The sequence below is a fragment of the Pseudochrobactrum sp. XF203 genome, assembly GCF_020341615.1.
Lineage (GTDB): Bacteria > Pseudomonadota > Alphaproteobacteria > Rhizobiales > Rhizobiaceae > Pseudochrobactrum > Pseudochrobactrum saccharolyticum.
The window spans coordinates 3,115,001-3,140,000 of the sequence record NZ_CP084392.1 but is presented as its reverse complement, the minus strand read 5'-3'; the positions used below and the strand labels follow the sequence as shown (position 1 = coordinate 3,140,000).

Here is a 25,000-nt window from a genome sequence, read left to right as displayed (position 1 = left end):
GTGGTAGCGGAGCGTTCTGTAAGCCTGTGAAGGGATACTCGTGAGAGATCCTGGAGGTATCAGAAGTGAGAATGCTGACATGAGTAACGATAAAGAGTGTGAGAGACACTCTCGCCGAAAGTCCAAGGGTTCCTGCTTAAAGTTAATCTGAGCAGGGTTAGCCGGCCCCTAAGGCGAGGCCGAAAGGCGTAGTCGATGGGAACCACGTTAATATTCGTGGGCCTGTGGGTAGTGACGGATCGCGTGTGTTGTAAGGTCTTATTGGATTGATCTTGCAGCGAAGCGGTTCCAGGAAATAGCTCCCACATATAGACCGTACCCTAAACCGACACTGGTGGACTGGTAGAGTATACCAAGGCGCTTGAGAGAACTGCGTTGAAGGAACTCGGCAAATTGCACGCGTAACTTCGGAAGAAGCGTGACCCTTGTTTGCGCAAGCAGATGAGGGTGGCACAGACCAGGGGGTAGCGACTGTTTACCAAAAACACAGGGCTCTGCGAAGTCGCAAGACGACGTATAGGGTCTGACGCCTGCCCGGTGCTGGAAGGTTAAGAGGAGAGGTGCAAGCCTTGAATTGAAGCCCCAGTAAACGGCGGCCGTAACTATAACGGTCCTAAGGTAGCGAAATTCCTTGTCGGGTAAGTTCCGACCTGCACGAATGGCGTAACGACTTCCCCGCTGTCTCCAACGCAGACTCAGTGAAATTGAATTCCCCGTGAAGATGCGGGGTTCCTGCGGTTAGACGGAAAGACCCCGTGCACCTTTACTATAGCTTTACACTGGCATTTGTGGCGACATGTGTAGGATAGGTGGTAGACTTTGAAGCGGAGGCGCCAGCCTTCGTGGAGTCATCCTTGAAATACCACCCTTATCGTCATAGATGTCTAACTGCGACCCGTATATCCGGGTCCAGGACCGTGTATGGTGGGTAGTTTGACTGGGGCGGTCGCCTCCTAAAGAGTAACGGAGGCGCGCGATGGTGGGCTCAGAACGGTCGGAAATCGTTCGTCGAGTGCAATGGCATAAGCCCGCCTGACTGCAAGACAGACAAGTCGAGCAGAGACGAAAGTCGGTCATAGTGATCCGGTGGTCCCGTGTGGAAGGGCCATCGCTCAACGGATAAAAGGTACGCCGGGGATAACAGGCTGATGACCCCCAAGAGTCCATATCGACGGGGTTGTTTGGCACCTCGATGTCGACTCATCGCATCCTGGGGCTGGAGCAGGTCCCAAGGGTATGGCTGTTCGCCATTTAAAGCGGTACGTGAGTTGGGTTCAGAACGTCGTGAGACAGTTCGGTCCCTATCTGCCGTGGGTGTAGGAATATTGAAAGGATCTGTCCCTAGTACGAGAGGACCGGGATGGACGTATCTCTGGTGGATCTGTTGTCGTGCCAACGGCATAGCAGAGTAGCTATATACGGACTAGATAACCGCTGAAGGCATCTAAGCGGGAAACTAACCTTAAAACGAGTATTCCCTATCAGAGCCGTGGAAGACCACCACGTTGATAGGCCGGATGTGGAAGTGCAGTAATGCATGCAGCTGACCGGTACTAATAGCTCGATCGACTTGATTGTTCTCATTATCAATATCCATCAGCGACGACCAAGGGTCGTCGATGATAGAATTAGACTAGCGCTCACGGATCGTACGCAGCTAAAGCTGCTGATCTTCCGCGAGGGCGGCCAAAAATGGCCCACGTGCGGTCGCACTTGCGAACACTGCGTGTTCGTGACCGAGGCGCTAAGATCTTATGCACGAAAATCCCAGCTTCTTATTTGTTTCTGTGCCCTTTGCTGACCTGGTGGTTATGGCGGAGCGGCTGCACCCGATCCCATTCCGAACTCGGCCGTGAAACGCTCCAGCGCCGATGGTACTTTGTCTTAAGACACGGGAGAGTAGGTCGCTGCCAGGTCTGCAAAAGGCTCAGAAATAAAAACATCTCACAGTCAATAAAACCAATACTTCCAATACCGGCTCATAAATTACCCTGGCGCGGGGTGGAGCAGCCCGGTAGCTCGTCAGGCTCATAACCTGAAGGCCGCAGGTTCAAATCCTGCCCCCGCAACCAAATCCTCTCAAAACAATTAAAACCACGATCCAGACGCCATTCCTATAGGCGTGTCAATGCATTCGGGACCAGCCCGTTCGAGCTAAAATCGATAATCAATCGATTTCTATACGCTCTCACCTCATCAGGCTCATAACCTGAAGGGTGAGGAGGAAAAGCAAGCGATACAATATCAATTGCACAACGAACCGGAGAAAGTCAAACCCGAAACTAAATCTCCCAATAAAACATCCCAAGCCCCGGCAGAAATGCGCGGGGCTTTTTTGTGTTTAAAACATATGAATGAGAAAAGAGGGGGGAGGGGAGCGAAAGTCTCGCTATCCAATCGAGATGTAATCTTCCTTAGCATTACTGTGGTCATAGTAATGGTTGAACAGCTCTAGGTCGTTTCATTATATATTGTTCACAGCTAAAGTCGTGCAACTCTGGTTAGGTGCGGTTAAACATTCTTATCATTGGTTGTTTTGCTGATTTTAAATGTATCCAGATTTGCCAGTTAGCAGGATGACTTCAAAGCCTCGGTCATATTTTTGTAATTACAGTTTGTATTGTAAGATCTGCATTTCGATGAAGTAAATATAATGACAAGAGCGATTTATGCTGTGAATTATATGTTGATGACCAAATATACTTATTAACTTTGAATAGTCGTTCAAGTTAATATGGCTGATGCTCAATCTAAAAATAATTATCTTCAAGAAAATGATGAGCCAGACAGCAGTGCCGTATCTTTGCATGCAATCCATGTTTTCAGTGTAATTTGGCTATTTGTACCGGTTTTTACACTGCGCCTCGTGGATATCTCTGACACAAATAGCTAAAGAAAAAATCTGCATATTATGTAAGGGGACAATATGGCTTATTTTCCAACCTGGCGTTTGACCAATAACGTCACCGTTTTACCTGATGAACGATTGCCGACGTCTGCCGCAATCCCGATGGGCATTCAGCATCTTCTTGCAATGTCCGGATCCACGATTGTTGCGCCGCTGATTATGGGTTTTGATCCCAATGTCGCGGTCTTCTTTTCCGGTATCGGTACATTATTGTTCTTCCTGATTACTGGTGGTCGCGTACCAAGCTATCTTGGCTCTTCTTTTGCTTTCATCGCCGTTGTTATTGCTGCGACTGGCTATGGTGGCAGCGGTGCTAATGCCAATATTGGCGTTGCCTTGGGCGGGATTATTGCCTGCGGTGCACTTTATGCTTTGATCGGTCTTATCGTCATGGGCGTTGGCACCGGCTGGGTTGAAAGGCTGATGCCGCCGGCTGTAACCGGTGCAATCGGTGTTGCTATCGGGCTGAACCTTGCACCTGTTGCTGTCAGTCAGCTTAAAGGAACACATGCGCATATTACGATCGCTCTGATGACAGTCCTGTGCATGGCGATTATTTCCGCCTATGGCCCGCGCGCGACCCGTCGTGTTGCGGTTTTGCTGGCACTGGTCTTCGGCTATCTGCTCGTTCTGATTTTTGGTAACGGATTGGGTATGGTTCCGGGCATTAATTTTGATGCTGTAGGTGCAGCAGCTTGGTTTGGTTTGCCGCATTTTGTGAAACCTGAATTCAGCTGGCCTGCAATTACATTGATTGCACCGGTTGCTATTGTTCTTGTCGCAGAAAATCTCGGCCATATTAAAGCGCTTGGCTCTATTACCGGTCAGAATATGGATCGCTATATCGGCAGAGGCTTCTTTGCAGATGGTCTGGCGACTATGGTTTCCGGTTCCGGTGGCGGTACAGGTGTAACCACCTATGCGGAAAACATCGGTGTTATGGCAATGACTAAGGTTTATTCGACTCTTGTCTTTGTTATCGCCGCGGTTGTTGCTCTGGCTTTGAGCCTGTCACCAAAATTCGGTGCAATTCTCCAGACGATTCCGGCTCCGGTTCTGGCTGGTCTGGCTGTCTCAGTTTTCGGTCTGATTGCTTCTGCAATGGCACGCATCTGGGTTGTGAATAAAGTTGATTTCGCCGATCCGCGTAATCTTTTTACCGTTGGTGTGGCTCTGATTTTTGGTGCAGGCGACTTTACTGTTACGATCGGTGATTTCGCATTGGGTGGTATCGGTACCTCCACACTTGCTGCACTGGTCTTATATCAGCTTCTTGGCATTGGTCGTCGCGAGACGGCTTAATGATAAAGCAAAACACTGGCCGGAAAGGTTCCGGCCAGTGTTTTTTGTATTGGTAATAAAGACAATATCTTGGTCTTTAATGCAGTGTTGCACGGTCGAAAACGGACATATTCATAAACTCGCCGTCATATTCAGCGAGATAGACCAGACCTTTGCGATTTAAATATTCGACCCTGCCATTTTTGAAAATCAGAAGGCCTTCTTCCCGTAGTTCCCGCAACATACGGTTCATATGAATCGGACTTAGTCCCAGCGCATCAGCAAGCTGATATTGCGTGATAGGACAGTAGAAACCCGTGTCTTCACCCATGCCGCAGGCTTTCGCCCTGTCTCCCAGTTCCAGCAATAAATGTGCGGTTCTCACAAGAGCGCTTCGGCAACCGATATTCGTAATATGCTCAATCAGCATAGATCGTTGTCGTGCAAAAAGCTCAATGAGCACAAAACTGAGTTTTGGAGCGCTGTTAATGGCGTGGGCGAGGGAGTTCAGCGGGATTTCGAAAACGGTCATCGGGGTAATGGCGGCGACAGTATTATAACTGCGGCCTGCAGCGGTTCTTAAACCGACAAAATCACTGCGCATCGGAAAATCCAGTACCTGTCTTTCCCCGTTGGACAGATCACGATGGACACAGCCCCAACCGCTTTGCACCAGATGGATACTGCGGATGCGCTCACCCTGATTGATTATAGTCTGATCGGTTTGAAAATGACGTTCTTCAACCTGCAAGCCGGAGATGGCCTGAAGCTCAGTTGTTCCGAAGTCGGCTGCAATGGGCGGTGATGTGAGAAGCTCTGACAGAGCGTTGGTAACGCCATTGGCATTTTGTGATTTATTATGCATCCTCCCCCCCGCTCTTACTAAACTGAAAACGCCGAAATCATGGCGCTCATATATGGGTTTTGTTCCGAAACCGTTTTACAGGCTTCGGGATGCGTATCCGAACATTTCCGGAATTAGACTTACACTTTGGAAATGCTCTGTTTATTTGTTTTTATATACGATCCATTACACAGCCGGTTTTTGTTTTGCCGGAAACGCACTAGATCAAAAGATGTAGTTGTTACCCCTATTTGTGTAATTAAATTTCGGCACGCATATTTATAAAATTTATTTTTGCTAACTTAGGTTAAGGACAAGCTTATCCTATAAAAGCAATAATTCAAACCATCCGCATTAGTTTTGTTTAAGCAACGCAGATGGTGCGAAGCTGTTTGCGCGCTTATTATGACTAAAAACATCAAGTATAAGATGAATGTTTATAAAGTAGAGTAGGGAGGAGTGGGGGGATGCAATACAGGGCAGCTTCCGAAGGTGCAGGGGAGTATAAGATGATGATCGCAGAGAAAAATCTGGAAAAACGTCTTGTTCTCATCTGCAAAAATAATCTTGATCGCGAATGTCTGTATAACGGATTACTTAATACAGGTTTGAGGCTGCCAATTGTTTGTTACGAAACATTGGAGCATAGCGACGCTGAATCTGCCGGTTTGAGTGCAGCTGTTTTATTGCTGCATATCGGCACCAGAAAAGTAACGGATCCGGAGCTTTCCGGAGAGATTAAAAACATCAAAGCGGAATGGGATCCCGTGCCGCTCATATTGCTGTCTGAATGTGAAGACTGGGATCAGATCGTCTGTGCCATAGAGCTTGGTGCCCGTGGTTATATTCCGACTTCTGTTGGTATCCGTGTTTGTGTTGAAGCGGTTCATCTGGCTATGGCCGGAGGGACATTTATACCGGCAACCAGCATTACCGGAAAAGCACAGCCCAAAAAGACAGACACCCATGAGTTAAGCGGGTTGTTTACTGCCCGTGAGATTCAGGTGATCCAACTGCTGCGACAGGGAAAAGCAAATAAAGTGATTGCCTATGAACTGAGTATGAGTGAGGCGACAGTCAAAGTTCATATGCATAATATTATGAAGAAATTCGGCGCTACAAACCGGACAGAAGTCGCCTATAAATTGAACAATTTATATCAAAATGTATTTTAATACATTCTCCGGAATTGAGAAGATTATTTGAGCGCATTGCAAGGTGTGAGGATTTCTTTGCGCTCAAATAATTTTCAAGTTCCGATCGTTTAATATCCCAAATCATTTCATCGGCTATTTTAACCGGCTGACCCACTTGTGCCGGCTGAATCTTAGAGCGGTTCCGGTTCATCTTGAATCGGTAGAACAGCTCTAACTTTTTTGTTTTTGCTTATGTCTTTATTCAAAAGCCAGCTCCCACTTTTGGGAGACATGCTCTAGAAATTGTGTAGGAGTGGATGTTGTCCACTCCTACAGAATGAGAGCGGGTATCCTATTGATTCGGACTCTCATTCTTTTCGAAACGGAAGAAGTAGAAACTTCCCGTTATTTTACTCTTTGGGGGCGAAGAGTAAGTTTCAGGCTGCCTGCGATTGCTATTACCGCTGGCATCAAGAAAATACATTATCCAGCGATAGTCAGGGATTGATGCTGACAAAGCCTGAGGCTGAGCCCATTGCACCACCGGTTGCGCTGGCTGCGGACGATCCACCGAGAAACCCTGTGCTCGAGTTTGCAACGGCACCTGACTGACCGGAAATACCAGAGCTGTAAAGAGATCCGGAAGCACCGATACCAAAGCCAGGTACAACGACGCCGCCGCCGATACCGGTTGTGGTGGCCCAGCCATTGGTTGTGCCATAGCCCTGAGCTGTGGAACCGGCTCCTAAGAAGCCGCCGCCGCTGACTGCGGAGTTACCCATAGTCTGACCGGCGAAACCGCCGCCCCATTCAACTGTTTGTGCGGAAGCAGGCAGTGCTCCGGCGAGAGCCAGCGCTGAGACTGCTGCAAAAGCAAGAAGTCTTTTCATTTTTATATCCTCCAACTGTTATGGCAAATCTCCCGTTTGCCAGATATATCCGACGATATATCCCGCTGCCCATGGCCGCTCAGAAGGCTTGGCCATGGGCAAAAGGCTATATCCACGAATGGCAAAATCTTTGTCATGTGGTTGATTTTCATGCTCTGTCTGTCTGCTCACATCACAGGACGCGGGCAAAACCAGGCGCGGCCTCTTTGCGCGTCATTGCGCAGTGTGCAGCCTTTAGCTTCCAGATCACTGCTGGAAAGACCAAGGGCTTTCGCAGAGTAAGTCCGTTTGTTGCCGACGGGGGCGGGAGCAGAGGCTCTCTGTACGCGCGGAGCGGGGGCAACTGAAGCGGATGCTACGGCTGTCGGCGTGGTGCGGTATGAGACCTGCCGTGCAGCCACCCCCTGAGAAGGGCAGACAATACCTGTCGCATTCAATGAGGCGCGAACCTCTTTGTTGAGACAGACCAGATCAAGGGCAGCGCTTCTGTGCCCGAGACCTGCCAGAGCTGACGCATAGGCACGACGGTTACATTCCTTCATTTCATAGGTCGAACCGATACCAAAACCCCAGCCGGTTGCACCGATACCGGCACTGGCTGAGCCCGCGCAGGAATGAACACCTGCAGCTACCAGCCCCGGAGAAATCGCAGGAACAGTTGTTCTGATCCTGTTCGGGGAGGTATTGGTACTGCCAATGGCAATCGCTGTTGCCCCTGACTGAGAGTTGGAATTGGCATTATTGTCCATTGTAAAGGACTGCGCCAATGCGTTACCGCCAGTAATACTGATAATACCAGCGCACAATAGGATACCCAGTTTAGCCATAGCTAACTCCTTTCCGGGGCGCAAGAACGCCCGGCTTTGTGTGGCTTGATTGTTTGATGACATATGCTGACAAAGCGGATTTGCTTTGCTGAAACTGATTGTAAGTATGTTTCGGGCTTTGAAATGCTGGAAAATTGATTAATCGGAATAATAATATTGATGGGCTTTCTTTACCTGCCTGTAAATTTATTATCCCTATTGTCTATGGTTTCTCTAAACCGGATCTGTATTCCTGTTTTTGTAGAACGTAAGATTTACGCAAAGTTACGTATCTGCAGGTGGTTTGAAACTGCTGCTGCATGAACGGATCAGCAGAACTCAGGTGAAATTCCATGGCGATTCCGCAGACGAAGGACGAGTTGACCGATGCAGTTACTGTAAATTTTGACAGTCTGATGCGGATCGTCCGAAAGGTTCCGGCCGACAGGATCACAGAGAAAAGCCTCGATGGTCATGCCAAAGACACGCAAATGAGTGTGAAGGATCTGCTGGCCTATCTCACCGGCTGGAATGAGCTCGTGATTAAATGGCTGGAGAAGGATCGCGCCGGTGAGCCGATCGATTTTCCGGAGACAGGGTTTAAATGGAACGAGCTGGGCAGACTGGCTCAGAAATTTTACAGGGATTATGATGCTCTGACTTATGAAGCGCTGTTGTTGCGTTTGCAGGCCGCTAAAGAAACAATCATTCAACAGATTTCAGAGCGATCAGATGAAGCACTCTATGGTGCCGGCTGGTACGACAAATGGACGATGGGGCGTATGATACAGTTCAACACTTCATCGCCCTATAAAAATGCCTGCGGGCGCTTGCGCAAATGGCTGAAGACAGTTCCGGCTGACAAATCGCAGGCGATGTAAAGGTTGCGAAAACCGACGGCTATCATTATATAGCCACAGTGCAGGACGACCTGCCATTGCATCATACGGGGACGGCCCCTCTATCCGGTGTAGAGTGTATCAGAACCGAATGTTCTGACCCGCATTCTGCCCTTTTGAATGACGCGCATCATTCTGAATTTTTCAGATGCGCTCGAACAGATGGAGAGCAGGCCCTTATGAAACAACGATCTGAAGCAGCCGCTATGCCAGCCGTTACTAAGGTTGCATCGCTGCGGTCACTTTTCCCGCCGCTGACAATTATCCGCCTTTTGATTGCATGGCTTGTGGTTGCTGTTTTTGCCATTTGGGGCAAACAATGGCTGAGCGAGCCGTTTGACAGCACAATTGCAGTTCTGTGTTTTCTTGCGCTGTTTGCAACAATCATCATGGCATCTTTTGGCGTTGTGGGAGAGGCGGATCATCTGGCGCATCAGTTGGGTGAACCTTACGGCACGCTTATTCTCACGCTGTCGATTGTCTCTATTGAAGTTATTCTGATTGCATCGGTTCTGCTCGGGCCGGGTGAATTTCCGACAATCGGTCGTGACGCTATTTTTTCCGTCATGATGATTATTCTTAATCTTGTGACCGGCCTTTGTTTGCTTGCAGGCGGTTTGCGCTATCGTGAGCAGGAATATAATGCGCAGGGCGCAGTCACTTACTTGTCGCTGATTACCGTTCTGACCGGACTTGCTCTGGTGCTGCCAAATTATGTTTCCGGTGCCGGTGAGTTCAACTTTGTGCAGGCCGTAGCATTTTCTGCCATTACGATAGCAGTCTATGGCCTGTTTCTATGGATGCAGATCGGCGGTTACAGCCGCTTGTTTATTCAGCCGAAATCAGGCGACATGACCGTACAGGCGAGTGAAGCGCAAATGCTTGCCGAAAAGGATGCGGCACCGGCAGCTTTGGATAAACGGGCAATTCTTGTCCGCTCGGTTATTCTGATCGCGATGATCCTGCCGATTGTTTTACTGGCTCATGATCTGGCTATTCTGATTGATTACGGCATTGAGACGGTCAATGCGCCTGTAGCCCTTGGTGGCGTATTGATTGCAATCATTGTGTTTACACCGGAGTCGATTACAGCTGTGAAAGCGGCGCTGAATAATGAAATGCAGCGCGCGATCAATTTGTGTCTCGGTGCTTTTGTCTCGACTGTAGGGCTGACTGTACCGGCGGTGCTGATTATCGGTCTGGTGATGAATAAAACCGTGACAATGGGTATTTCCGGCGTTGAAACAATTTTGTTTCTGCTGACCATCGCGCTCACGGCTTTCAGCTTTATCGGGCAGAAAACCTCACCGGTTCAGGGGATTTTGCATCTGGCACTGTTTGCTGTTTTCAGCGTGTTGCTGTTCAGTTCGTAAAATATGACATAACCCGTTCAAAGAAGGATTTTGTAAAATGAAGCTTATGCAAGTGGCCGGTGCCGGTATGTTTGCCCTGATGCTGAGCGGGTTTGCCTCCGGAGCATCTGCCCAGAATAGTAAAGTGGTTGAATTGTATAAATCACCTTATTGCGGATGCTGCGGTGCATGGGGCGACCACATGAAAGCGGCGGGCTTTGAGATTAAAGAGCATAATATTGAAGATCTGAGCCCGATCAAAGCCAAATACGGTGTTACGGATGATCTTCAGTCCTGCCACACAGCCATTATTGACGGACATGTTATTGAAGGTCATGTGCCTGCGCAGGATATTGAGAAACTTCTTGCTGAGGGCGGTGAAAAAGCCGGTCTTGCCGCACCGGGTATGCCTGTCGGCTCTCCGGGAATGGAGCAGGGCGGTATGAGTGAGCCTTATCAGGTTATCCGTTTTTCAAAGACGGAACGTTCTGTTTTTGCGCAGCATTAATAGTTCAAAGACTGTAACAGCTGCAGGGCTGTTACAGTCATTTTTCTCAAGCCGGATTAGCCTTGTGCTTTACTCTTCTCTTTGCTGAGCAATGTGCGTTTGCGCTCCACGCCCCAGCGATAGCCGGAAAGACCGCCGTCATTGCGCACAACGCGGTGGCAGGGAACGACAACGGCAACCGGATTGGCCGCACAGGCACCGGCAACTGCACGCGCAGCTTTAGGCATGCCGGCAAGACTGGCGAGTTCCGCATAGCTGACGGTTTGTCCCGGCGGAATCTGACGCAAAATCTGCCAGATTTTTTGCTGAAAGACCGTGCCGTGAATATCCAGCGGCAAGGAAAATTGCGGCTGCGGCTGATCGATAAATTCCAGACAGGTCTTCAGTGTCGTTTCAAAATCACTGCCACCCTGTGAGATTTCAGCTTTCGGGAAGCGTTTTTTCAGATCATTCAGCAATTCGTCAGCATTATCACCGAGCAAAATCGAGCTGATGCCTTTTGACGTTGCTGCAACCAGTATTTTACCAAGGGAGCAGGGGGCAATTGCATATTGAAGCATGATGTCTGCGCCTCCTTTTTTATAGGCAGATGCGGTCATACCGGAAAGCCTGTTTTTTGAGGCATAGAAATTGCTGCTTTCATTATAACCGGAATTGTAAATCGCCTCTGTCACAGAGGTTTTATTGTTTTTAAGTTCCTGTTCAAGCCTTTGCATCCGCAGTGACTGGGCATAATTTTTCGGTGTGATGCCGGTAACCTGCTTAAACAGCTTGTGAAAATGCGATGTGCTGAAACCGGCATGGGCGGCGAGGCTGCTGAGATCCGGTGCGGTTTCATTGTCGCGGATCAGGCGGCAAGCTTCTTCGACAATCCGGTTCTGCTGTTGCAGCAATGTTTCCTGACGCTGAGGCAGACAGCGCAGACATGGCCGGTAGCCTGCTGTTTCAGCCTGACGGGGGTGGTCGAAAATCTGCGTATGCTCAGGTTTTGGTCTGCGGGAAGGGCAGGTCGGCCTGCAATAAATACCTGTTGTGCTGATGGCATAAACAAATGTGCCGTCGGCATCAGTTTTGCGATCCAGCACGGCCTGCCAGCGCGGATCATCAAGGAGTTTGTCTATGCGGGCGTGCTTGTTCACGATCTTACCTTTCTTTGAATAGATCACAGGTTATCGCGTGAATTTTGTTCCTGCACTGCAAATCTTATTTTCAAATTTGAGCATGTATCCCAAAAGTGAGTGCCGGTTTTGGGATAAAGACATGCGTTAAAATAAAGCGAAAGGGCGAGTATAGCGCATCAGATTATACGTAACCCGCTCTAAGCCGCTTTTCTGAAGGTCAGATTGATGCGGTAACGGCCAAGCAGCGGATGATCTCCGTCTTTCAGTGGCGTAATACCATGATAATAAAGGCGTGATACGCCGCCCCATACCACGACATCGCCGTGCTGCAATGCATATTTGAGCACCGGATCTGTCCGTTTCAAGCCGCCGAACTGAAAGGTTGCTGGTAGCCCCAGTGACACTGAGACAATCGGATGGTCAGGACTTTTCTCATCTTTATCCTGATGCAAAGAGAGTTTGGTCTTTGGCTCATAGCGGTTGATGAGGCAGGCATCGGGCATAAAATCAGCATATCCGGCTTTGGCTGCTGCTTTTTGGGCAAGCTGCAGAAAACTCTCCGGCATCTGCGGCCAGTTCCGGCCTGTCTGCGGATCAACAGGACTGTAGCGATAACCACTGCGATCACTGACCCAGCCGAATGGTCCGCAATTGCTCATAGCAACAGACATGGTAAAGCCGCCGGGCGTAACCATGTGCCGGAACGGAGCCTGTTCGGTGATGGCAGACAGGCTTGAGAGCAGATCCTGTTCCGCTGACAGAGCAAATCCGCGTAACAATACAGCGCCTTCAGCAAGGTTTTCCTGCTCTGGTAGCGCGGAGGTCAGTCCTGAAAAAAGATCTTGCATCATCATAACCGGATCAGAAAAGGGCACGAAATATGAGTATAAACGACAGCAGCCTTAGAGCATAATTTTAAAACTTGGGTCAGTTGAAGGTAAAATTATGCTCTGATCTTAAAGTGTTCGAGCGAGTTTTGTGTGCTAGAGCATTTCACAGTCAAGCTGGATCAACTTGACGTCGGGATAATGCGACAAACTAAGAAATCTAGAGCGGACATTGCGATCCAACATGAACGTAAACCGCTCTAAGTCTGGCACACGGCGCTCTAATGAAAAACAGGAAGTGCGGCAGAGGCGCGTTTAACCGGCGCAACCTGTTCTGAGCGCTTCACCTGAGCGAAATTCTGAATATCCAGAACCGCGTTCTGAATTTTTTCGTGCTGCAAAATCGCCTGACGACCGGAAGCGATGGCCAGATCAACCTGTTGTTTCGGCAGGCTGAAACGGGTCGGAATTTTGTTGAGACGGGCTTGCGTGGCGCTATCCAGATCACGGAAACTGACGGCTTCGACAATCAGGGACAAATCCCTGCAATTCCAGCCCTGCAAAGTACCGCGATATTCTTTGACCTTGGCTGAAGGCAGTGAGCAGCGATACTGAATGAGATCTTGCTGCCATTGATTGGTGGCCAGTTTCAGCGCGTCAAAACCCTCACGCACAGAGGCTGAGATTGCTGTATAGACTGTGGCAGCGGCGACCTCGGTCAATATCGGGCCGTTTACATTTGTTGCCCATGGTTCTTCACCTTCAGTACCGGCATCCGCAACAATGAAAATCAGCTTGCGCAATTTGACCGCCTCTGCCGGAGACAGCGGGCCGTAAGGGTTTTTTGCGCCAGCCCGTGCCAGCGCGAATGGGGTGACACCGATATTATCGGTCAATGCGCCATCCAGCAGCTTGATATAGCGTTGTTTCGGATCATTACGATAAGCATAGAGGCTGCGTGCATAGGCATTGAGACGCAGTGAAACATCCGGATTGGTGAGTGTCTCCTGTAGCCATTGCGGCGGCTGATAGTTACACTTCTTGTGCATGGCGGAGATAACCACCGGAGAGAACACCACGGGAACTGCAGCCGAGGCACTCACTGCATCGGCAAGATAGACTTTATCGAGATCGCTGCACAAAGCTTCAAATGTATCATCGGTAAAGTGGAACGGCGTGCGGTTATAAATATCGGATGCGGTAATCCACACAGTCGGTGCATCACTGCGTCTGAGTGCTGCAAAGGTTTTACCATGAAACAGATTGTCGTTCAGCCATTGGGCAAAGCCGTTCCGGTCATTCAGACCGCCGCCGATGGTGCGTACGACATTTTCGGGATGCAGCAATGAGGTACGCAGGCCTTCCTCTGCATTGCGGTACAGAAATTTCTCCCGAAAGTCGCGATATTTATCAGGGCCGGTCATGCCATAATAGGCGGCAGCAACTGCCCCGCCGGAAGCACCGGAAACCAGCCTGACATTATCAATCAGCCGCCGCTTATAGGGATATTCATCAATTACCGTTTCATCCAGTGCCTGCAATACACCATAGGCAAAAGCGGCAGAGCGCGTTCCGCCGCCTGAAAAGGCCAGTGCTACAACGGTTGATCCGTCATTGCCGTGATCGGCGATATAGTCGGTTCTTTTGCTTTGAATATCCGACTCATGGCTGTTGATCGGGCCGACATCTTTGGACGCGCAGGCGGACAGAGCAAATAGCGCAGCAGAAATCAGACTGATTGATAATCGCACATTCTGCTCCGTTTTATTGGCCATGGGCTGAAACAGACAGCAACCGCAGCCTGCAAGATGCCTGTTTTATTGCATATCCAGCACTTTTAAGAGAGCGGTTTGTTTCCGGCAAGTGAAATTCAAATGGCGGAAAGATAAAACAAAGAAAAACAATTATAGGTGGTGCTTATGTTCGTGCAAATCGTCCATCGAATAGTATAAGAAATACTGATCCTGTAACTATGGCTGTGCATTGATCGGGTGCTGCGGAATTCGTAACCGGTATGGACGCGCTGGTTTGCAGGTGATTTGCATTGGGGCATAATGGGAGTGGGCTATGGGAAAATTTGATTTCAGCAGCTTTTTGCCGGAGCTGATTAAGATAAGGCATCAGCTGCATGCGATGCCGGAAATCGGATTATCTGAATTTAAAACATCGGAATTCATTGCGCAGCATCTGACAAAATGGGGCTTTGAGGTAACGCGCGGTCTGGGACAGACGGGCGTTGTCGGTTCGCTGAAGCGCGGCGACAGCAACCGTTCAATCGGCTTTCGTGCAGATTTCGATGCTTTGCCGATTTTGGAAGAAACCGGCCTGCCTTATGCAAGCAAGCATGAAGGTGTGATGCATGCCTGCGGCCATGACGGCCACACAGCGATGCTGCTGGGAGCAGCCTATGCACTGTCGCAGGATCAGGATTTTAACGGTGCGGTTCATATGATTTTCCAGCCGGCGGAAGAGAATTTCGGCGGCGGCAAAATGATGATCGAAGACGGTTTGTTTGAGCGTTTCCCTTGTGAGCAGGTTTTCGCGATTCATAATATGCCGGGGCTGGCGACAGGCGTATTTTCAGCAAAAGCCGGTGCGATGGCCGCATCGATTGATGTGCTGACGCTGACTGTTAAAGGCAGTGGTGGTCATGGTGCTATGCCGGAGCTGACCGTTGATCCGGTTGTGGTTGCATCCAGTATTGTGATGGCTTTGCAGACGCTGGTTTCCCGTAATATTTCTCCGCATCAGCCTGCGGTGCTCACCGTTGGTTCTTTCCAGTCCGGTTCTGCCTGCAATATTATTCCGGATACGGCTGTGCTTGAACTGTCGATGCGGGCAATGGATCCGTCTGTACGGGTAGCATTGCGTGATCGCGTGGATGAAATTGCCCGTTTTCAGGCGAAAAGCTATCAGGCGGAAGTACAGCTTGACTGGGCTGTGGGCTATCCGGCAACCATCAACAACAAACAAGCCTATGAACTGGCGCGGGATGTGGCGGTTGCCAGCTTTGGCGAGGATGCTTTCGAAGAGCTGGATGTGCCGATGATGGGCAGTGAGGATTTCTCCTTCTTGCTGGAAGCCGTGCCGGGAGCCTATATTTTCCTTGGCAATGGTGACAGCAGCGGGTTGCATACCAGCCGCTACAATTTTAATGATGAGATATTGGAGCGCGGAGCCTCTTTCTTCCATCAGATGGCAAAATCCAGTCTCGTATAGACATAAAGCGGGCGAATCTGCCCGCAATGTTGCAGATCACCAGGGTGATATATCTATCGAATTTATGCATAGCCTCATGAAGGCTGTGCATATGGTCGTCTGTAAATCCTAAAAATCGTCGAAACGAAGTTTTATTGCGCAAAATGACGTAAAAATAACATCTAATTTTAACAAATGCGCAGCTTGCTTTTCATTTCGTATAATGAAAGGCTTCACTCAAAGATGGAAAATGCCGGAGCTTTATACCTTGCAAGGAAGGGTAAGGCGAACCGGCATGGCGGGAAACAGTGACAATACTGCAGAGCAGAATGCGCGGGAACAAAGCGACGAATGCCTGCAGCAGCATGAAGGGGAGGGCACATCATGTCCGCGAGCGGGATGATTATTGCCGATAAAATTTTGCACAATGGTACCATCTGGTGCGGTTATGAAGAAGGTACTGTTGAGGCACTGGCCATCTGGCAGGGCAAGGTACTGGCCGGCGGCAAGTCTCAGGATATTCTGCAGTTTCAGGGGGAGGCTACAGAGCTTGTTGACCTCAAAGGCGCATTCGCCACACCGGGTCTGAACGACGCGCATCTGCATCTGATTTCCACTGGTTTGTCTCTGAAGCGGATTGATGCAACACCTGCTGTCTTGCCGACATTGGCTGATTTGCAGGAAGCGATCCGTGCAAAAGCGGCAACATTGCCGAAAGGTGAATGGATTCTGGCGCGCGGCTATGACCAGACCAAGCTGGATATTGGCCGTCATCCGCATAAATCCGAGCTGGATCAGGCATCACCTGAACATCCGGTTCTGCTGACCCGCGCCTGCGGCCATGTGGCGATTGCCAATTCCTTTGCGCTGAAACTTGCCGGTGTGGATGAAACAACACCTGTGCCGGATGGCGGATTGATTGAACAGAAAAACGGCGCTCTGACCGGTATGCTGGCTGAAAATGCGCAGGATCTGGTGCGTGCTGTTATTCCTGAGCCAAGCGAAGAGCAGATTATTGAAGCCATTGAAGACGGCGGCAATATGCTTCTCTCCTATGGTATTACATCCTGCATGGATGCGGCGGTCGGTCAGATTGCCGGTTATAAAGAAATTCGTGCTTATAATATTGCCAAGCGTGATAACCGTCTGCCGGTGCGTACATGGCTGGTTCTGCTCGGTGATCCGGGCAAGTCAGTGGTGCCGCAATGCTATGAAAGCGGTCTGGTTTCCGGTGTCGGCGACGATATGCTGACCATCGGTGCGGTCAAACTCTTCCTTGACGGTTCTGCGGGGGGCAAAACTGCATGGATGTCCGTGCCATATCACGGCGATGATGTGGACAATATTGGTGTGCAGATTCTCAGTGATGAAGATTTGCAGGCCATGGTGATGGATGCTCACGCCAAAGGTTACCAGCTGGCTTGCCATGCGATCGGCGATATGGCGATTGAACAGCTGATTACCGCCTATGAAAAAGCGCTGGCTGCCTATCCTGATCCGGATCGTCGCCACCGTATTGAACATTGCGGTTTCTCCAGCGATGAACAGCATCAACGTATGCTCAAAGCCGGTATTTATCCGTGCCCGCAGCAGGTTTTCATCTATGATTTCGGCGATGCTTATATTTCGGTTCTGGGAGATGAACGTGCCCGTCCGAGCTATCCGCTGAAGACATGGCGCGACCTCGGTTTCAAACCGGCGACCGGCAGCGACAGCCCGGTCTGCCATCCGAATCCGTTTCCGAATCTTTACACGATGTTGACCCGCAAGACGTGGAAAGGCACTGTAATGGATGAAAACCAGCGTGTTTCCATCGAGGAAGCTTTGCAGGTTTACACCGAATATGGTGCATTTTCACAGAAGATGGAGACTGTGAAAGGTAAGCTGGTTGCCGGTCAGGTCGCGGATATCGCCGTGTTCTCACGCAATATGCTGGAAGCGACACCGGAGGAAATTCTCAGCGATACGCAGTGCATCATGACATTGCGCGGCGGTGAGATTGTGTTTGCACGCTGAAACAGCGGCAGCGTATCCCGAAAATTGTGAAGCGGTTTTCGGACAAGATACGCGGCAAAAGCAGAGAATAAGGCTGCGGGATTAGGAGACCGCAGCCGGAATAAAAATAAATTCTGAGGAGGGGATATTCTCAATGATGAAACGCTTAGCCTTAATCTCAACAATGGCGGCATCTTTGCTGGCCGGCGTGGCCATGAATGCTTCCGCTCAAGAACCGCGCAAAGGCGGCACGATTAATTTCGTTGCGCCTTACGGTTCAAGCTTCGGTACGCTGGACAATCAGGCAACCACTGCTACGCAGGACGAGTTCCCAACCAAAGCGCTGCATCGCCGCCTTTATTCATGGGATGGCACAGCCAACAAGCCGCAGCTCGATCTGGCAACGGAAGTGACGGCTTCGGAGGATCGTCTGACCTATACTTTCAAACTGCGTCAGGATGCATTCTTCCATAATGACAAGCAGATGACTGCTGATGACATCATCTACAGCTATAAGCGTGCGATGACACCGGGTAAAGCCTATCCGGCTGCGCGCTATATCAGCAATATTAAAGGTGCTGATGCCTATTCCGATGGCAAGTCTCAGGAAATCGAAGGCCTGAAGAAAATCGATGATTTCACACTTGAAATCACACTGAATGAAGCACTTGCACCGGGCTTTATTTTCATGCAGCCGAGCACAGTGATCTATCCGGATGGCGAAGCCGATAAAGACAGCTTCAAGAGCCGTCCTGTGGGTCTCGGACCTTACAAATTTGCTGAATATGTGCCGGGTTCGCGTCTGACCGTTGAAAAATGGGAAAAATTCTACCTTAAAGACAAGCCTTATGCGGATAAGATCAACATTATGCTGATGGGTGAAGCCGCAGCCCGCGATGTTGCTTTCCGTAATAAGGAAATTGATGTTTCGGTTCTCGGGCCTGCACAATATGTGACCTATAAAGCTGATCCGGAATTGTCGAAAAATATTCTGGAAGTAGCGGAAGTTTACACCCGTGTTATGGGCTTCAATACAGATGTGAAGCCGCTTCAGGACAAGCGTGTTCGTCAGGCGATCAATTATGCGATCGATTCTGATCTGATCATCAAGCGTCTGGCTAAAGATAAAGCCTATCGTGCTGTCAGCTGGCTGCCATTGTCGTCGCCTGCTTTCGACAAGGATGCCAAGCCATATCCTTATGATCCGGAAAAAGCGAAAGCCCTGCTGGCTGAAGCCGGTTATCCGGACGGTTTTGAATTCGAGCTGACCGCAACGCAGAATGAAAGCTGGGGTCTGACAATTGCAGAAGCGATTATTCCTATGCTGGATAAAGTCGGCATCAAGCTGAAAGCCAAGCCGGTTGAATCTGCTGTGCTTTCGGAAGATGTGCCAAGCGGTAATTTCCAGTCCTTTATGTGGTCGCTGGAAAGCGGTCCGGATCCTCTGACAGCGCTGCAGTGCTTCTATTCCAAGACACCGCAGTCCTCCTGTAACTATACAAAATTCAACAATGCTGAATTTGACAAGTTATATGAGGCCGCTCAGAAAACGACCTCTGAGGATGAGCGCAACGATCTGCTGCGTCAGGCCAATAATATCCTGCAGGATGAAGCACCATACTGGTTCTTCAACTATAACAAGGCCGTTATTGCCTATCAGCCATGGTTGCATGGCCTGCAGCCAAACTCTGCCGAGCTTGCAATTCAGGCCTATGAAGAGCTTTGGGTGGACGACAGCGTTCCGAGCGGTCGTTAAGCCCATGCCCGTTTGAGGCGGGGGGCGTGCCGGAGAGCGGATTTCTGCTCTCCGGTCCAATTTCAGTCTTCAGAGCATTGTGTTTTTGACCGCACGTGACCGGATTGAGCCTGTCGCGCGGGTTTTATTGTCCAAAATGCTCTCGGTTTTTGTTTCGTCGCATATCGGTACGGAGCGGATGCAGGAAAAATCAGTCGGGTGAACAGGCTATCCTGCGGATATGTTTCCGGATTTTTCATGATATGCTGTAGGAAGGGGCACGCAGGTTGCTTCGATTTGTTATCAGGCGAGTATTGCAGATGATACCGACCATTCTGGCGGTATCTCTCCTTATCTTCGTCATTTTCAGTGTTATTCCGGGCAGTTTTACATCCAGCCAGATTGCTGACGGTAAGGGACGCAATGATCCCAAAGTTGTCGAGCAGATGAATAAGGAATTCGGCCTCGACAAACCGGTTTATGAGCGGTTCGGGACATATATTGTCAGTCTGGTGCAATTTGATTTAGGTAAATCATTCCGCACACGACAGCCTGTGACTCAGGTGCTGATGGAGCGTATGTGGCCAACGATGAAGCTGGCTATTGCCGCTATGATGCTTGCGGTGCTGATTGGTGTGCCGCTCGGCTTTATCGCGGCGCTGAAACCGGGCAGTATATTAGATACTTTCACGATGATTGGGGCGGTTTCCGGCCTGTCGCTGCCGCAGTTCTGGCTTGGTCTGCTGCTGATGTATTTCTTTGCGTTGACTTTGGGCTGGTTGCCGAGTTTTGGCTATGGCGACGGCGGTATCCGTAATCTTATATTGCCGGCGGTAACCTTGAGTGTTGCACCGCTGGCCTTGCTGGCGCGCACAACCCGTGCTGCAGTGCTGGAAGTGATGGGCGCGGATTTCATCCGTACAGCCCGTTCCAAAGGTATGAATGCCTATCGTCTGGTTACGTGGCATCTGGTGCGTAACGCGCTGGTTCTGATTATCACCACTGTCGGCCTGCAATTTGGTTCGCTGATGGGCGCAGCCGTTGTTATCGAGAAATTATTCTCATGGCCGGGGCTCGGCTCACTGCTCGTTGACAGCGTATCAATGCGCGATATTCCGGTAGTGCAGGGTGCTATCCTCATGATCGTATTGTGGTTCCTGATCATCAATACGGTTGTCGATATTCTTTATGCGGTAATTGATCCGCGCATCAGCCACGAGTAGCGCCATGAGATTACGTTTCAATCTGTTATTCGGCGGAGTGCTGTGTGTGGTTATTCTGGCCGCCGGTATTTTCGCTCCTTTGCTGGCACATTATGATCCGGTGCTGGATGCTGACCTTATTAATGCGGAGCTGCCGCCGGATGGTGATTTCTGGTTCGGCACCGACGCACAGGGGCGTGATGTGTTCAGCCGTGTGCTTTACGGTGCACGCATTTCGCTGACTGTGGGTATTGTCTCGCAGATCATCAACACGATCATTGGTCTGACTTTGGGCATTTCCGCCGGTTATTTCGGTGGCCGCTGGGATGATTTTGTCTGCGGTCTGACCAATCTGATGCTGTCGATCCCGTCGCTGATTTTTGCACTGGCAATTATGGCAATCCTCGGGCCTGGCCTTGGTAGTCTGCTGATTGCGCTGGGTTTGACCAACTGGTCCTGGACCTGCCGTATTGCCCGTTCATCCGCATTGTCTTTGAAGAAGCAGGGCTATGTTCAGGCTGCAAAGACACTGGGCTATAGTGATATCCGCATTATGATCACCCAGATTTTGCCGAATATGATCGGCCCTATTCTGGTTATCGGTACGCTCGGCATGGGCGATGCTATTCTGGCAGAAGCGGCACTTTCCTATCTCGGTCTTGGCATTCGTCCGCCATTCCCGAGCTGGGGCAGTATGCTGACCGACGCGCGTGAGCTGATTGCCATTGCGCCATGGGCAGCTATTTTCCCGGGGCTTGCAATCTTCCTGACAGTTCTGGGGCTTAATCTGTTTGGTGACGGCTTACGCGATGTGCTGGATCCGCATATGAGGAGCCGCAAATCATGAGCGATACACCATTATTAGAACTGAAGAACCTGCATATTGATATGGTCTCCGGTGAAACGCGGTTTAACGTGGTTGAGAATGTTTCATTCTCGATCGGTGCCGGTGAAACCTTTGGTCTGGTGGGGGAATCCGGTTGCGGAAAATCCATCACTTCGCTTTCCATTATGGGGCTTTTGAACCGTCCTCTGGAAGTGAGTTCCGGTGAGATCCTGTTTAAAGGACAGGATCTGCGTAAGCTGAGCAATCGCGATATGCGTAAATTGCGCGGCAGCCGGATTGCGATGATTTTTCAGGAGCCGATGACTGCACTGAACCCTCTGGCAACAGTGGGACGGCAGATTGCTGAAATGTTTGTGCTCCATCAGGGCGCAACATGGCATGAGGCGGAGAAGAAGGCGATTGAGGCCTTGGCGCAGGTGCATGTGCCTGCACCGGAAAGCCGTGTGAAAAACTATCCGCACCAGATGTCCGGCGGTATGCGTCAGCGTGTGATGATTGCCATCGCGCTGGCCTGCAATCCTGATCTGCTGATTGCGGATGAACCGACGACCGCGCTTGATGTGACGGTTCAGGCGGAAATTCTGAAACTGATGCAGGAATTGTGCTCATCGCGCGGAACATCCGTGCTGATGATCAGCCATGATCTCGGCGTGATTGCGAAAATGTGCAAGCGCGTCGGTGTGATGTATGCCGGTCATCTGGTTGAAGAGCAGAATGTAGCGGACTTGTTCGGGCATCCGGCGCATCCTTATACGCACGGGCTTTTGAGCTCACTGCCCGTTTTGGGGCAGCGGAAACCGGATGAACGTAAAAAGCTTCAGGAGATTGAAGGTGTTGTACCTTCTATTTCGGCTTTTCCGAAAGGCTGCCGGTTTCAGCCGCGTTGTACACGGGCGACTGATATTTGCCTGACAAAAGTACCGCCGCAAACCGAGCTGGAACAGAATGCAAGCATTCAGAACGGGGATACGGAAGCCAAACGCGGTTTCGTGAGGTGTTATCATCATGAGTGAGAAGAACACGCCGCTGTTGCGTATTGAAAATCTCAATGTTCATTTTCCGGTGGCTGCCGGCTTGTTTCGTAAGTCAAAACAAGCGGTACGGGCGGTCAATAATTTCAGTCTTGATCTGAATAAAGGTGAATGTCTTTCCATTGTGGGGGAATCCGGTTGCGGTAAATCCACTTTGGCGCTGTCAATTCTCGGCCTGCAAAAACCGACTTCGGGTACGATCTATTTTGAAGGCAAACCGATTACCGGTGAAAAAGGGCCAAGCCGTCTCGAGCGGGCACAGATGGCGCAGATGGTTTTTCAGGATCCTTATGCATCGCTCAATCCGCGCCAGACGATTTATACCTCGCTTGCAGCGCCTTTGCGTCTGCAGGGTGTGACGACAAAATCGGAACTCAATGACCGTGTTGAGAACACGATGAAGCTTGTCGGTCTGAAACCGGAGCATGCCAAGCGTCTGCCACATGAGTTTTCCGGTGGTCAGCGACAGCGTATCGGTATTGCCCGCGCGCTGGTTCTCAATCCGAAAGTTGTGGTGCTGGATGAGCCGGTTTCCGCGCTGGATGTATCTATCCGCGCACAGATCATCAATCTGTTGCTGGAACTGAAGGATGAACTGCAACTGTCTTACATTATGATCAGTCACGATCTGAGTGTGGTTGAACATATGAGTGACCGCGTTGCGGTGATGTATTTCGGTCAGGTTGTGGAACAAGGCCCGTGGCAGGATGTTTTTGCCAATCCGACACATCCTTATACGCGACGGCTGATGGGGGCTATTCCCGATCCGTTTGCAATTGTTCGCGGTGAAGAACGCAGCGGAATGGATGAGGCTCCGCCACCGCCTGCAGGCTATGATTATTATCCGCGGGAATTTGGCAAACATGATGTTTATACCGTGCCGCCGGTAACAGAGCTTTTGCCTGTTGCCGACACGCATAAAGTCCGGTTTATCGCTCAGCGATAATGACGGATATTGATGCATACTATATTATAAAGAGAGAAAAGGTCATGAACCGGTTACGGCTCGTGGCCTTTTATTCTGAGAGATGGTGACTGAACACAATGATGAGGGCAGGGAATTGTCAGCACGCCAAAAACTGGATGCAATTTTAAAACGTCTTGAAGATCGCAAGGCTACGGAAGCGGTTTATGTCAAACTCTATCCGGATACAGCGCGCGCTGAAGCCGATGCCGCAGACCAGAGAGCGGCAAGAGGGGAGAGTCTTGGCCCGCTGGATGGCAAGATTGTCTCGATCAAAGACCTGTTCGATGTGGCGGGAGAACCTAATCTTGCCGGTTCAATCATTCGTAAAACAGCAAAGCCGGCGACAAAAGATGCGGTGATCGTCGAGCGCCTGCGTAAAGCCGGTGCGATTATCATCGGTAAAACGCATATGACGGAATTTGCTTTTACTGCAACGGGGCTTAATCCGCATTATCCGGTTCCGGGCAATGCTTATGATGCAAGTCTGGTGACTGGCGGTTCTTCTTCCGGTGCAGCTGTCAGCGCGGGTGAAGGCACATGTGATATTGCAATCGGTTCAGATACTGGCGGATCGGTTCGTATTCCGGCGGCATTGAACGGTGTTGTTGGCTTTAAACCGACCCATGGCCGTGTTTCACTGGAAGGCGCGTTTCCGTTGTCGCCGACCCTCGATTCCGTCGGGCCTTTGGCCAAGACTGTTGTGGCTTGTGCGGATGCTGATGCGATTATGGCCGGTGAAGCGCCGCGGCCTTTAGAAAAGATCGAACTCGCAGGTCTCAAAGTCGGTATTCCGCAGGGCATTGTGCTGCAGGATATGGAAGAGGACGTAGCTGCGGCCTATCAGTCCGTGTTGAAAAAACTGGAGGCTGCCGGTGCGGTATTTACAGAGTGCAGCTTTGACACTCTTATTAATACACTGCGCACAGGCCCGAACAAAGGATCACTCACCGGCATTGAGGCGGCACATATACATAGAGAGTGGCTCAATGATTTATCGATGCCGGTAGATGAGCGTGTCAGCGTGCCACTGCGTGACCGTTTAAAAATTCCGGCTTCGGAATATGAGGCATTGCTGGCATTCCGCGGAGAACTGGTCAAACAAGCGGATGAGATGATGGCCGCATTTGATGTTGTGGTATTGCCGACGACACCTGTCAAAGCAGTGCCGATTACTCAGGTAGAAAATGATGAACCGGAATATGACCGGTTTGAAACTCTGTATCTGCGCAATACGCAGATTGTGAACCAGTTCGCGATGACTGCGCTTTCCATTCCTATGCCAATGCCGGAGCGTCCGGCAGGTCTGATGCTGGTTGGCCGTAATGGTTCTGATCGTAAAATTCTGGCTATTGGTGCAGCTGTGGAAGCTTTGCTGAGCGCATAAAATGTTTCACGGGAATCATAAATGACAAAAACGCCGCCAATAAATCTTGGCGGCGTTTGTTTTTTGCAG

At 50.2% G+C, this 25,000-nt stretch carries 19 protein-coding genes, 1 tRNA gene and 2 rRNA genes (1 of these 22 only partly in view); 16 read left to right on the top strand and 6 right to left on the bottom strand.

The window, feature by feature from the left end; translation table 11 throughout:
- From LDL70_RS14325 to LDL70_RS14310, 4 genes are all read left to right on the top strand, one after another.
- Positions 1-1,578, top strand: a 23S ribosomal RNA gene (locus LDL70_RS14325); it begins 1,229 nt to the left of the window's first position.
- A 223-nt stretch (positions 1,579-1,801) separates the two neighbouring features.
- Positions 1,802-1,916 (top strand): 5S ribosomal RNA (gene rrf / locus LDL70_RS14320).
- Positions 1,917-1,995: 79 nt separating this feature from the next.
- A tRNA-Met gene (locus tag LDL70_RS14315) sits at positions 1,996-2,072 on the top strand.
- A gap of 854 nt (positions 2,073-2,926) precedes the next feature.
- Positions 2,927-4,210 (top strand): solute carrier family 23 protein, encoded by a 1,284-nt coding sequence (locus tag LDL70_RS14310; protein WP_075657621.1) that lies wholly within the window; start codon positions 2,927-2,929, stop codon positions 4,208-4,210.
- A 76-nt stretch (positions 4,211-4,286) separates the two neighbouring features.
- On the opposite strand, the gene LDL70_RS14305 is transcribed toward LDL70_RS14310, so the two are convergent.
- On the bottom strand, positions 4,287-5,054 hold the full coding sequence (locus tag LDL70_RS14305; RefSeq protein ID WP_022709208.1) for a Crp/Fnr family transcriptional regulator: 768 nt from the start codon (positions 5,052-5,054) through the stop codon (positions 4,287-4,289).
- Positions 5,055-5,500: 446 nt separating this feature from the next.
- Between LDL70_RS14305 and LDL70_RS14300 the strand changes: the two genes are divergently transcribed.
- The gene (locus tag LDL70_RS14300; protein ID WP_225685350.1) at positions 5,501-6,208 is read left to right on the top strand and encodes a response regulator transcription factor; all 708 of its coding nucleotides are present in this window, start codon (positions 5,501-5,503) and stop codon (positions 6,206-6,208) included.
- 458 nt (positions 6,209-6,666) lie between these two features.
- Here LDL70_RS14300 and LDL70_RS14295 read toward each other — a convergent pair whose 3' ends face one another.
- Both LDL70_RS14295 and LDL70_RS14290 read right to left on the bottom strand, forming a co-directional pair.
- Positions 6,667-7,059 (bottom strand): hypothetical protein, encoded by a 393-nt coding sequence (locus tag LDL70_RS14295; protein ID WP_075657619.1) that lies wholly within the window; start codon positions 7,057-7,059, stop codon positions 6,667-6,669.
- Positions 7,060-7,226: 167 nt separating this feature from the next.
- A complete protein-coding gene (locus LDL70_RS14290; protein ID WP_116089386.1) occupies positions 7,227-7,886 on the bottom strand; it encodes a hypothetical protein in 660 nt (219 codons plus the stop codon).
- Positions 7,887-8,218: 332 nt separating this feature from the next.
- On the opposite strand from LDL70_RS14290, the gene LDL70_RS14285 reads away from it, so the two are divergent.
- The 3 genes from LDL70_RS14285 to LDL70_RS14275 all read left to right on the top strand — a co-directional run bounded on the left by LDL70_RS14285 (position 8,219) and on the right by LDL70_RS14275 (position 10,624).
- The gene (locus LDL70_RS14285; protein WP_225685349.1) at positions 8,219-8,746 is read left to right on the top strand and encodes a ClbS/DfsB family four-helix bundle protein; all 528 of its coding nucleotides are present in this window, start codon (positions 8,219-8,221) and stop codon (positions 8,744-8,746) included.
- A 197-nt stretch (positions 8,747-8,943) separates the two neighbouring features.
- Positions 8,944-10,137: a calcium:proton antiporter gene (locus tag LDL70_RS14280; RefSeq protein ID WP_225685348.1), complete on the top strand. Its 1,194-nt coding sequence runs from the start codon at positions 8,944-8,946 to the stop codon at positions 10,135-10,137.
- 37 nt (positions 10,138-10,174) lie between these two features.
- The gene (locus LDL70_RS14275; protein WP_225685347.1) at positions 10,175-10,624 is read left to right on the top strand and encodes a DUF411 domain-containing protein; all 450 of its coding nucleotides are present in this window, start codon (positions 10,175-10,177) and stop codon (positions 10,622-10,624) included.
- A 56-nt stretch (positions 10,625-10,680) separates the two neighbouring features.
- Here the strand turns inward: LDL70_RS14275 and ada are convergent, their stop codons facing one another.
- The 3 genes from ada to LDL70_RS14260 all read right to left on the bottom strand — a co-directional run bounded on the left by ada (position 10,681) and on the right by LDL70_RS14260 (position 14,323).
- Positions 10,681-11,763 carry a bifunctional DNA-binding transcriptional regulator/O6-methylguanine-DNA methyltransferase Ada gene (ada, locus tag LDL70_RS14270; RefSeq protein ID WP_225685346.1) on the bottom strand — a complete coding sequence of 361 codons (1,083 nt, stop codon included), beginning with the start codon at positions 11,761-11,763 and terminating at the stop codon, positions 10,681-10,683.
- 179 nt (positions 11,764-11,942) lie between these two features.
- Positions 11,943-12,593, bottom strand: coding sequence for a DNA oxidative demethylase AlkB (alkB, locus tag LDL70_RS14265; RefSeq protein ID WP_151160373.1), 651 nt, complete (start codon positions 12,591-12,593; stop codon positions 11,943-11,945).
- A 260-nt stretch (positions 12,594-12,853) separates the two neighbouring features.
- The gene (locus LDL70_RS14260; protein WP_225685345.1) at positions 12,854-14,323 is read right to left on the bottom strand and encodes a patatin-like phospholipase family protein; all 1,470 of its coding nucleotides are present in this window, start codon (positions 14,321-14,323) and stop codon (positions 12,854-12,856) included.
- A 316-nt stretch (positions 14,324-14,639) separates the two neighbouring features.
- On the opposite strand from LDL70_RS14260, the gene LDL70_RS14255 reads away from it, so the two are divergent.
- The 8 genes from LDL70_RS14255 (at position 14,640) to LDL70_RS14220 (ending at position 24,931) form a co-directional block, all read left to right on the top strand.
- On the top strand, positions 14,640-15,791 hold the full coding sequence (locus LDL70_RS14255; RefSeq protein ID WP_225685344.1) for a M20 aminoacylase family protein: 1,152 nt from the start codon (positions 14,640-14,642) through the stop codon (positions 15,789-15,791).
- Between the two features lie 363 nt (positions 15,792-16,154).
- The gene (locus LDL70_RS14250; RefSeq protein WP_225685343.1) at positions 16,155-17,786 is read left to right on the top strand and encodes an amidohydrolase; all 1,632 of its coding nucleotides are present in this window, start codon (positions 16,155-16,157) and stop codon (positions 17,784-17,786) included.
- A gap of 133 nt (positions 17,787-17,919) precedes the next feature.
- The gene (locus tag LDL70_RS14245) at positions 17,920-19,521 is read left to right on the top strand and encodes an ABC transporter substrate-binding protein (RefSeq protein ID WP_170265311.1); all 1,602 of its coding nucleotides are present in this window, start codon (positions 17,920-17,922) and stop codon (positions 19,519-19,521) included.
- Between the two features lie 266 nt (positions 19,522-19,787).
- Positions 19,788-20,723 carry an ABC transporter permease gene (locus LDL70_RS14240; protein ID WP_022709139.1) on the top strand — a complete coding sequence of 312 codons (936 nt, stop codon included), beginning with the start codon at positions 19,788-19,790 and terminating at the stop codon, positions 20,721-20,723.
- A 4-nt stretch (positions 20,724-20,727) separates the two neighbouring features.
- On the top strand, positions 20,728-21,549 hold the full coding sequence (locus LDL70_RS14235; RefSeq protein WP_022709140.1) for an ABC transporter permease: 822 nt from the start codon (positions 20,728-20,730) through the stop codon (positions 21,547-21,549).
- Positions 21,546-22,562, top strand: a complete 1,017-nt coding sequence (locus LDL70_RS14230) for an ABC transporter ATP-binding protein (RefSeq protein WP_022709141.1) — start codon at positions 21,546-21,548, stop codon at positions 22,560-22,562. The genes LDL70_RS14235 and LDL70_RS14230 overlap by 4 nt, the downstream gene beginning before the upstream one ends.
- Complete coding sequence (locus tag LDL70_RS14225) at positions 22,555-23,526, top strand: ABC transporter ATP-binding protein (protein ID WP_075657611.1); 972 nt, start codon at positions 22,555-22,557, stop codon at positions 23,524-23,526. The genes LDL70_RS14230 and LDL70_RS14225 overlap by 8 nt, the downstream gene beginning before the upstream one ends.
- 82 nt (positions 23,527-23,608) lie before the next feature.
- Entirely contained in the window at positions 23,609-24,931 is a 1,323-nt protein-coding gene (locus LDL70_RS14220; RefSeq protein ID WP_225685342.1) for an amidase, read from the top strand.
- Positions 24,932-25,000 lie beyond the last annotated feature (69 nt).